The organism is Brevibacillus brevis, from assembly GCF_022026395.1.
Lineage (GTDB): Bacteria > Bacillota > Bacilli > Brevibacillales > Brevibacillaceae > Brevibacillus.
On the sequence record NZ_CP041767.1, the window covers coordinates 4,037,302 to 4,048,674 of the forward strand.

Here is an 11,373-nt window from a genome sequence, read left to right on the forward strand (position 1 = left end):
CTCCTTCGGCTTACACGTATAGAACCGGTTTGTCCTGTTCTCTTGCTGGTTGAGATTTCTGAGTGGCATTGACTAGAAATTCAGTAATGTGTTTAAGCGTTGGATAGTCCATCATCGCAGCAGGTGTCAGTTCAAGCTTGTACGTCTGATTGATTTTGGTAGAAAACTCGGTGAGCTTGATTGGGTCGAATCCGTATTCTTTTAGTTCACTATCCGTATCGATTTCTTCGCTCTCTACCTTCAGAATTTGAGAGGCGAGCTGAATGATCGTTGCTTGTACGTTCTCAAACAAGCTGTCCGTGCCCGTACCTGCTTCTGATGCAAAATAGGCTGCTTTGGGCATCTCTTTTACTTTTAACTTGTTTTTAATGCTTGCCATGCTGGAGGAAATTTTGGTTGAAACGACTGCAACCGATTCCTGTGTATTGATTCCTTCCATCTCGAGTGGCTTGGTCGTTTTCATCAGCGCCAATTGATTCATGGGGCCTGTTAGCAAGGCTTCCAATGCTTCCATCCCTTCTGAAGGTTCAATCGAGCCAATGCCGATCTGTTCCATTCGTTCCTGATAGCCCTTGGACGCAACGATTCCAACACTGCCCCAGTATCCCCAGTTCATTACTTTCACCGCGCATGTCCATTCCTTGGCAAGCTGATGAGCGAAAGCATCTTTGAAGGCGCAGCCGGCAGCATAATTGCTTTGTCCAGGCGATTTCGTAAACGAGTTAATCGAGGAGAAAAACAGGACGAAATCCAATGGATCCTCGCCAAACACTTGGCTCATCCGCACACTTACCTCTACTTTTGGTACCAGTCCGGCTCGGAAGGTCGTCTCGTCCATATTCGCCAGACTTCTATCCAGGAGGACAATGGCTGAATGAATCACCCCGTTAATCTTGCCATGTTGCTTTTTGATCTCCTCATAAGCAGATTGCAGCGACTCGCGATCCGTAGCATCAGCTTCGATGTAGAGTGGTGCAGGTCCCAAGGCAGCAAGTTGATTTATTTTGTTCTGAATCGACTCATCTTTCATGCGACGACCGATCCAAATCACCTGGGCTTGATAGGTTCGGATCATGTATTCGCTCCACGCCTGTCCAATACCGCCCGCGCCCCCAATCACAACATAGACGCCATGTTGCCGGTAGACGGTTTGCTTCGTGAAAGGTCTCTGCACCGGCATCAACTGTTGGCGATACCACGTGTGTCCATGGTATGCCCAAGCGTTTCCATGAGCATCGGCAGGCAAAGTAAAAATATCACGGAGCGGCCACTCGGCATGCGCCTCCAAATCGACGAGTCTTACCTTCCAGTTCGGATATTCCTTCGCCATCGACCCGATCAATCCGTGGATGCTGGCATGCGTTGGATGGACTTTCTCTTTTTGGTAGATAGCCTGTGCCTGGACAGTAATGATCGTCCAGCCCAAGTCTCTCGTCTGATACCCCAGCGCAAGCAAAGCCTTGATCAAGCGGAAAACTTGAATAACGCCCCGCTCCTGCTCGTTCATCACGGACTCCTCTTTTACGGATTTCACACAGCTATCGGGAGCAACCCACATGATGTGATCGACCACACCCTGCTCTTCCAGCTTACTTGCGATGACCTCAATAGAATCATCTGACTGAAGCGGTAAAACAGTAGCTTGAGGGTAATGATGTTGAAGGAGACTTCTGTCCTTTTCTTCGGCGCAAACGATGACTACTTGATCACTCATTGATGGAATGACTTCCCCATTTTCTACAGACACGGCGTTCCATACTGGAGTGAGCATCGTGGTTCCCATCAGTGCGGGAGCGGAAGTCACTGTTTCCTGAGTCACGGTTTCCTGAGTCTCCCTCACCGTCGCACCTCGTTTTTCACTCCCCATTGAAAAGCCTCTCATCCTCACGCCTATTCTGCCTGCCTCATCACATAGATCGATATCGATTTTCTTATTCTCCGCTTGGGTATCTTCACTGTATCGAATCAGAGCATACAGCACAGCAGGATGATTCTCGTAAATCTCCAGCTCTTCAAGGACAAAAGAACCATCAGGTCGGATGAAGCTGATGCTGTCAGATGATGCAGCCTCCGTAATGAGATAACGAGATGACTGCAACAGAGACTCTAGCAGGCTAGGATGGAGAACGAATTGTCCTGCTGTTTCCATGGCAATCGAGGGCAAGGAGAGTTTTACCAGAACTTGTTCCCGCGCCCTGTATACCTCTTCAATCCCTTCAAAACTCAGATGATCAGCCATTCCACGTTCTTTTAACAGCTCGCAGCATTGTCTGGCAGTAAGCATCTCACTGCTCTCGGCTTGCAAGGCAGGTAGATCCAAAATTGGTGCTTCAACGAACGAAGTGAATTCGACCATACCTTGGCTGTGTACCACAGACTCGGTATCATCTTCATTCGATTTGCTGTAGATTTCATAGGAAAGCTCTCCAGTATCCTCTGGATGGATCCCCAGGTGTACCTGAACCAAATCGTCGCCCACCAATAGCGGTTGGTCTGTGACAATATGAGACATTCGGATTCCAGATAAAGTCCCCTCTCTATCTCCCGCTGCCTGCTTCACTGCCGCCCGTGCCATTTCCAAATAAGCAGTGAGTGGAAAGAAGCGCTGCCCGTTTCCAAGATGGTCAGCCAAGAACGGCTCCTGCCCTGTGAAGATGGAACTATATCTCAGCTCATAGAGGTCAGAAGTGTTCTTGTGAAGCAATGGATGGAGGATATCCCCTCTAACCGAAGATGATTCGTTCATACCTGCTGCCTTTGGCTTCTCAACGTCTATCCAATAACGCTCCCTGGCAAAAGGATAAGTAGGCAAGCTGACGCGCCGCGGTTTATCTTCGCTATATAGCTTATTCCAATCAAAAGAGACGCCCTTGACCCAAAGGTTCATCAGTTTTGCAAATTTCCCTTTGGCAATCCATGTCTCCACTGTTTGTTTCATATCTTCATCAGCAAAAAGAGCTACTGTGTCATGGTTGCGTTTCACTCGCCCACGATACAGCTCGGCAATGTTCTCTTCACCTTCTGCAAAATGCGTTAGTTTTTCCGCAAGCTCATCAACTGATCTGACGAGGACAGCCAAGCGTTCCTCCAGCGCTTCCCGTCCTACCTGAAGCGTAAAAGCGATATCAGCCAAATGGGCATCAGTGAATGATTCTTCCTTGATGGCCTTCAATAATCGATTCACTTGAGCCAACAGTCTCTCTTCGTTTTTTGCAGAGAGCACGATCACTTTTGGATGCTGTGGCTGCGAGCTATTCTCTGGCTGTCTATCTTTTTCGCGATACTCTTCGATGACAATATGGACATTGGCTCCTCCCGCCCCAAACGACGATAGCCCAGCGATTCTCGGATATTCCTTGGTTACTCCGTTGATTTCAATGATTGGTCTTTGCCACTCTGCCAGCTTTTGCTGAACCGCAAATGGTGTATCACTGAAATCAATGTTTGGATTCATGACCTCAGCGTGCAAGGATGGTGCGATTTGACCGTACTTCATTTGAAGCAATATTTTGGTCAATCCCGCAATTCCTGCGGCACTCTCCGTATGTCCGATGTTTGACTTGGCCGAGCCAATCGCGCAGAATTGCTTGTCTTTCGTGTGTTGTCCGAATGCACGAGTCAGTCCCGCAATCTCGATTGGGTCGCCCAAAGCGGTACCTGTACCGTGCGCTTCGATGTAGCTGACGGCACGAGCATCCACTCCCGCTCGCTGTAATGCCTCGTGGATTACCTGCGACTGTGCGATGGGGTTGGGAACGGTGTATCCATTCGTTTTGCCGCCTGCATTGAGCATGCTTCCCTTGATGACGCCGTATATGTGGTCTCCGTCGGCAATCGCCTTTTGCAGAGGCTTCAATACGATAGCTCCCACACCTTCTCCATCTACAAAACCGTCCGCTTGATCGCCAAACGACTTGCAGCGGTCACCAGCAGATAGCATCGTCGCTCCAGACAGTCGGATATAGTGAAACGGATCGACAATTAAATTGACCCCGCCAGCGATGGCACATTCACTTGTACCGCTGTACAAGCTTTCCAATGCCAAATGAATCGCCGTCAAAGAAGAGGAGCACGCCGTATCCACTGCTAGACTCGGTCCTTGGAAATTGAACAGGTAGGAAACTCGATTCGCAATCGACCAGTAGCTCGTTCCTGCTGGGTAATTTCCATTCATGACACCAACAAACACACCAATTTTTCTGCTTTCTCCCAAAGTGGCAGGAGTGTAGCCCGCATCTTCCATACTGGCGTATGCCGTTTGTAAAAATAGGCGCTCCTGCGGGTCCATCTGCTCTGCTTCGTTAGGCGAAATTTGGAAAAAGAGCGGGTCGAATTTATCGATATCCTCGATGAAACCGCCCCATTTGGTGTACATGTATCCTCTTTTCCCTTTTTCTTCGCTGAAAAATTCTTGCCAATTCCAACGATCCTTCGGCACTTCCGTGATGCAATTCTTCCCTTCTTTCAGCCGAGTCCAAAACTCCCAGACATCCCCCGCTTGCGGATAACGTCCTGCAAGACCAATGATCGCCACATCCTGTCTGGACGGCGCTGTTGTTTTTTCCGCTTCTGGATCAGGAACATGCAGGAATCGGCGAGACTTTGCCTTTCGAAATGTCGAGCCAGCTTGCTCTTGGGTTGTCTTTCCAGAAGCTGCTGAGTTGGTTAGTTGCATTTGAACAGGTTCTTGTTCTTCCATTCCTACTAATGCTAGTAAATCATCCGCTTGTGTTGTCATGAAATGCTCGACCAGCGCATCAATCGTTTGATATTCAAAAAAGAGGGTCGTGCTGATCTGATGCATTTTTTTCCGTAGGACATTTGTCATTTGCACAATCATAATCGAATCAATGCCATACTCCTCCAGGGCGGCAGAAGAATCGATCTGGTCAAATGGAATTTTCAGTGTTTCTCCGACCAATTGCTTGAAATAGGCTACGCTTTTCTCCCGAAGCATTGCCTCCGTGCTTGTTCCTCTGTCTGCATTTGAAGGAGTTGGTAAAGAAGAGGCTGAGGTCCCCATTGATTTCTGCTGTTGTTTGGACTTGCGGACAACGCCGTCACTTTCCGCAATTATCAACTGTGGATAGGAGACAACTCGGTAGCCCTCATCTCTCAATCCTTTCTGCCAACCTTCCAGAGGTAGTGTAAGACCTTCTGTGAGGTCTTTACGTACGTTTTCCTCCATCATCTCTTTTACTAGAAGCAGACCATTCCTTTTTAAGAGATTCTTGCAGTTACGCAGGGTTTGGCGAATTTGTTGAGCGGTGTGCAGGTTATTCGCTGTGATAATCAGGTCGTACTCACCAGCATCCAATCCTTGTTCACTTAACGCCGCTTCTGGATCAAAAGCTTCGAAGCTCACAAAAGATTGATAGGCATGTAATTTTTGTGAAAGGAAGGAACTCGTAGACTCTGTACCTGCTCCAAGTTCGAGAATCCGTATTCCCGCTGATTGGTCATGCTTCACTCTCTCCTTGATAAAGGCAGCCACTACATCAGCAAGCCCCTCATTTTCATGGGCAGACAGCTGTAGCGTGGACGGGTATATTGCAGAGTGAACATCCACCCATTCCTCTACCTTCATCCCTTCAATGACAACAGGCTTCGTGATCTTCATGAAAGCAATTTGATCCATGGCTCCTGCGAGAAGTGTCTCTATGGCTTGCATTGCTTCTTGCGGCTGAATCAGCCCAATGCCGATTTGCTCCAAACGACGATAGGTTTCTACCATCTCCTGATGAGTATCTTCTACTTGCCCACTGCTCCAATATCCCCAATTGATCAGTTTCACCGCATATGGCCATGCTTGAGTCAATTGATGAGCATAGGCATCTTTAAAGGTACAACCAGCCGCGTAGTTGCTTTGCTTCGGAGCTTTCGTAACTGCCATGAGTGATGAAAAGAACAAGACAAAATCCAACGGCTCCTTCTCAAACACCAAAGCGATGTTCACACTCACATCCACCTTAGACGAAAGCACTGCTCGGAAACCTTCCTCTTGCATGTTTTCCAAGCTTTCCTCCACCAAGACCATGGCAGAATGAACAACTCCGTCAATCCGTTGATACGTTTGCTTGATCTGTTCATAAGCTTGTTGCAAAGCGTCCTGCTGCGTTGCATCCGCTGCTATATAGTCTGGTGCTGGTCCAAAAGCGGCAAGTCTATCTATCTTGGCTTGAATCTCTTCATTTTTTTGACGGCGACCAATCCATATGATCTGAGCTTGATAGGTACGTATCATATATTCGGTCCATGCTTCGCCGATGCCACCAGCACCGCCAATCACCACATAAATACCACTCTGCTTCAATCGTGTCTGATCAATCGGAGGATGATCGACGGTGAGCAACTGCTGACGATACCATTCACCTTGACGATAAACCCACGGACGACCCTGACGATCTCTTGGCAGCCTCAACATATCATCCAGCGGCCATTCAGATTCGGCCTCTACATCCATGAGTCGAATCTTCCAGTTTGGATATTCCTTCGCCATCGAACCAATTAATCCATGAATACTGGCGTGGCAAGGATTCACAACATCTGTATGGCATATAGGCTGGGCTTGAACCGTGATGACACTCCACCCCAACTCCTTACTTCCATATCCCAAGTGAAGCAAGGCTTTAATCGTTCGGAAGCATAGAATCACTCCCTGATCTTGCCCCGCGATTAATCGATGATCCGCCAAGGAGTCTATCGCATCAAAAGGAGCGATCCACACCAGATGATCGATGGAACCAAGCTCTTCCAGTCGGTATACGATTTCCTCCATCGTATTCTCAGCCTGAATGGACAATACTTTTGCTCGTGGATAGTATTGTTGAATGGCGATCCTATTCTCTTCATTTCCGCCCACAATGACAACCTGCTCATCAGCAGTGGGGAAAAGCTGTCCCTTCTCAACAGGAGTCACATCCCACACAGCAGACAGCATGAGATTCCCCACAGGAGGCTCCAGAGAAGTTGCGGAAGAAGCGCTTTTCGAAGAAACATGGCTCGCTTGCTTCCCGTCCTCCAGCACTCGCATGGAATATCCCTTTATTCGTACACAAACCGTTCCTTTTTCATCGCATAAATCAATATCCAGCTTCTGCACTTTGTCGTCTGCGCTGCTGATGGCACTGTAACGAACGTACGCCCACATCGAGGATGTGCACTTGCCGTAGATTTCCACTTCCTCCATGGCAAAAGGCAAGGACGGCTTTCGGCTCGAATGACCATCCGCTGATGGGGTCTCTTCCCCAACCATCATGAGCCCGATCGATGCCTGCAAAGCCGAATCCATTAAGCTTGGATGCAGGACAAAAGGGTTTTCCATCTCGGAGACGGTGGCTGGCAAGGATAACTTGGCTAAAACTTGACCCTCCCCTACATACAAGGCGTCAATTCCTTGATGAGCCGAACCATAATCCATCCCTATTGCATGAAAAATGCTGTAGCATTGTTCGGATGAAAACGCTCGTTGATTGCACTCTGCTTGTAAGGATGGCAAATTCAACGCATGTTTCTCAGCAACAACATGAAGCATGACGCTGCCCTGACTGTGTACGACGGGTTCTGCATCCATCGCCTCCAACTCGCTATAGATTTCAAAAGTAATCTCACCATTCTCTTCGGGAACAAGACCGATATGTATCTGTGCAGGTTGGTCACCCACAACAATTGGCCGTGTCCAAACCACGTTTTTGAGTTGAATCTGGGCTGGTTCTTCAGTCAAGGCAGCCGTTGCTTGCTCTGCTGCTGCTCTCGCCATTTCCAGATAGGCGACTCCCGGCAAAATTCTCTGATTCTTCACGACATGATCTGATAAGAAAAACTCCTGACCTGTAAAGGTGGAACTGAACCTTTGTTCAGAAAAATCAGAAGTATTCCGCTGCAAAAGTGGATGAATGGCAGTTTCGCTCATAAATGGAGCTGCTGTCTTGCGGCTCACCGATTTACTTTTGCTCTCTGGAATCCAATAACGATTCTTTGCAAATGGGTACGTCGGTAAGGGCACACGTCTTGGTTTGTTATTCTGGTATAGCTGTTCCCAGTCCATTTCATTGCCTGTCACCCAACATTCAGCTATTTTTCTGATGTCGCCTTCTGCAATCCAGCTTTGGATAAGCTGTTGAGAGTCTTGGTCGTTGTTCGACTTCAAGCTCCCTATCCAACAATGATCGATCGTATTCTCGCCTCGCGAAAAAGCTTCCAATTTTCCGATCAGCTCGGGTATATCCTCGACGACAAAGGCTACTCGTTCTTTCATCGCTTCTCGTCCAACTTGCAAGGTATACGCCACATTTTCCAGATCGATTTGCGTTTCTCGATCAGCAAAAGACTGAATTTCCACTTCTATCTCGTCTCGATGGCTATCCATGAGAGAAGCGATGACAGAAGCAATGGAGCTGCCTTGATCGAATTCCTTGAAATCAAGCTGAATATGCAGCTCCTCTTGCAGTTTTTGCTTGAGCTGTGTGATTTGAACGAGGTCTACTCCGTATTCATGCCACTCTTGTTCGAACTCAATGCTGCTTTCTGCCACATGAATAATAGTGGATAACATTCTGCGAAGCTTCTTCTCCAGCATTTCTTGAAGCTGTTTTTGCTTCTCTTCCTCACTTGGTTGAGGGTGATTGCCAGATGATGCCCTTTTTAGAAAGTCCGCTACTTTTTGCGCATAGACTAGCAATCGTTCCTTATTCTTGGCAGATAGCGGAATCATCACTGGGTGATTTTTATGGGCAATGGCTTGCGCTTTCGGCTTTGTTTCAACTGGGATGTACTCTTCCAAAATTAGATGGGCATTGGACCCCGAAGCGCCAAACGAGCTTACCCCTGCACGTCTCGGAACGGACACTTCTTGACCATTTTCCATGATCACTGATTTCCATTCTTCTGTCCGCTGCTGTACATAAAAAGGAGATTGCGCAAAATGAATAAACGGATTCACTTCCTTGGCATGTAAGGAAGCAACGAGCGTTTTATGGTAGAGCTGAAGAACAGCTTTTTGCAAACCGCTGATACCTGCGGCAGATTCAGCGTGTCCGATATTTGACTTCACTGAGCCTATGGAACAAAACTGCTGATCCTCTGTATATTGACGAAACGCTTTCACCAATCCTTGAATTTCAATCGGATCGCCTAAAGAGGTTCCGGTCCCGTGCGCTTCCACATAACTGATCGTTCTCGCGTCTACACCGCTCTTTTCCAGGCATGCTGTAATGACTTCTGCCTGAGCAACAGGGCTTGGCACAGAAGGCCCGCTCACCGAACCGACGTGGTTTACACTGCTTCCTTTTACCACGGCATAAATATGATCGCCATCCTCAATCGCTTTGCGCAATGGCTTTAATACGACCGTACCGACGCCTTCTCCAGAAACATACCCGTCGCCATCCTTGCCAAAGGTATGACAATGACCATCACTCGAATGCATATCCATCATGCCGTATGACAAGTATTTGCCGGGATGCAAGGATAAATTGACCCCACCCGCCAATGCTACCTCACATTCTCCTCGCTTGATGCTCTCCAGCGCCAAATGCACAGCCGTCAGCGAGGAGGAACAAACGGTGTCAATCGCCATACTCGGACCATGAAAATTACAAAAATAAGAAACGCGATTGGCAATCGGCGCATAGTTCAAGGACAACGGGAACATTTCGCCCCGCGACATCGCTTCCGCTCCGATGAGGGAATAATCCTTGTGCATCACGCCAACAAAGACACCAACCTGCCGCCTGTTACTGCTCCCCCGAGGCGGAACAATCGTCTTCGGCGTATAGCCTGCATCTTCCATCGCTTCCCAGCATGTTTCCAAAAACAAACGCTCCTGGGGGTCCATCGTTTCTGCTTCCCGCGGCGATATTCTGAAAAAGGGAGAATCAAAGCAATCGGGGTCTTCAATAAACCCTCCCCATTTGGACATTTGCTTCCCAGAAGGGGATTTGAGTTCTCCAAACTGCTGCCAATCCCAGCGAGATTTCGGGACTTCTTTGATGCAGTCTTTGCCTTCTTTTAAATTCATCCAGAATTCATGGAGATTTCTTGCCTCTGGATAGCGACCTGCCATCCCGATGATCGCAATTTCTTCATTGGGAATCGCTGCGTGATTCTCAGAGGTTGCTGATGAAGCTCCAACTTTTGCAGGTTGCGGCAACTCTTGCCTGCCTTCCTGTTTCGTCAAATCAAGCCCACTGAATACGGAAGCATGATTCTCGGCCAGATAGGCGGCCAACTCAGCGATATTCGTATACTCAAACAATAAAGTAGGAGCCAAAGACACTCCTACTTTCGCTTCGACAGCCTTCACCACTTCCAACAAGCCTGGTGAGTTCAACCCCATTTCATAGTAACCAATCTGCGTATCAATCAACGCAGCCGGAACTTGTAATCGCTCTGCCAGCAGTTGTTGTAAAAAAGTTTGTGCTTTACTTACGACGACAGATTGCGATTCATTCGCCTCATGAACGGGTCCTTTCGAAAGAGACACCGGTTGCTTCGATGGTTGGAAATCGGCTCGAAGCGGAGGTACTTCGTTTTTATTGGAATGGATCAGGCCAGGATCACGAACGAGCTTGCCTGCAAAATTTTGCAAATGCGCAATTTTTTTGCCTGAACGATCAAAGAACTCCATCGTCATATACATCAGTTCATTTTTTCTTTGGATGGATGAAGTTTGTACTCTGGCAAAGCAATGCTGCTGCAATAGGGCGGAAGCACGAAAAGATTCATAAAAAAGCGGCAAAAATAGCCGTTGCTCTCCTTGTATAACCGAAGTGAACAATACCATCGAGCCGATCGCAGACCCATCGATCAAGGTCGGGTGAAACATGAACCCTTCCGCACTGGGAAGGGCATGTTTACCGAGTGAAATATCCATTACCGCCGTAGAATCTGTTTCGTAAATCGTTCCTTCTGCCTTCATAAAACCTGTATGGACCAATTCCTGACGACGGCATTGCTCATATACGTCATGAAGATTGATCTTTTTGTTTGCCGCTTGCTCTAGCATGGGAAGATCCAGCGTCTCATCGAACTGCGCAGAGGCACTTTGATGCATTTCAGCAGTGACATACAGCTTTTTCTCCAAGTCTAAAATGCCGTTACGCTGTGTCTGACCCTCCATCCGAATCTGCCACTGCCCTGTTTTGCCTTGCGTGCACTGAATGCTCAGCATGACATCATAATCTTGTCCCACCATGATCGGATGATAGATCGTTAGATTGCGAAGCTCAAGCTCGCGGTAATCATGACCATTTTCCCGAAACATTTGATACAACAGATCAATATGGGCTAATCCGGGCAACAGTTCCTGACCGTGCGCTTTATGATTTTTGAGGATTGGATGGTTGATCGTTAAGAGAAACTGATCATGCACGT

Annotated in this window: 1 protein-coding gene; it reads right to left on the reverse strand. The window is 47.9% G+C overall.

All coding sequences use genetic code 11. The features are described from left to right. Positions 1–10: 10 nt before the first annotated feature. On the reverse strand, positions 11–11,371 hold the full coding sequence (locus tag FO446_RS19305) for an SDR family NAD(P)-dependent oxidoreductase (RefSeq protein ID WP_237898822.1): 11,361 nt from the start codon (positions 11,369–11,371) through the stop codon (positions 11–13). Positions 11,372–11,373 lie beyond the last annotated feature (2 nt).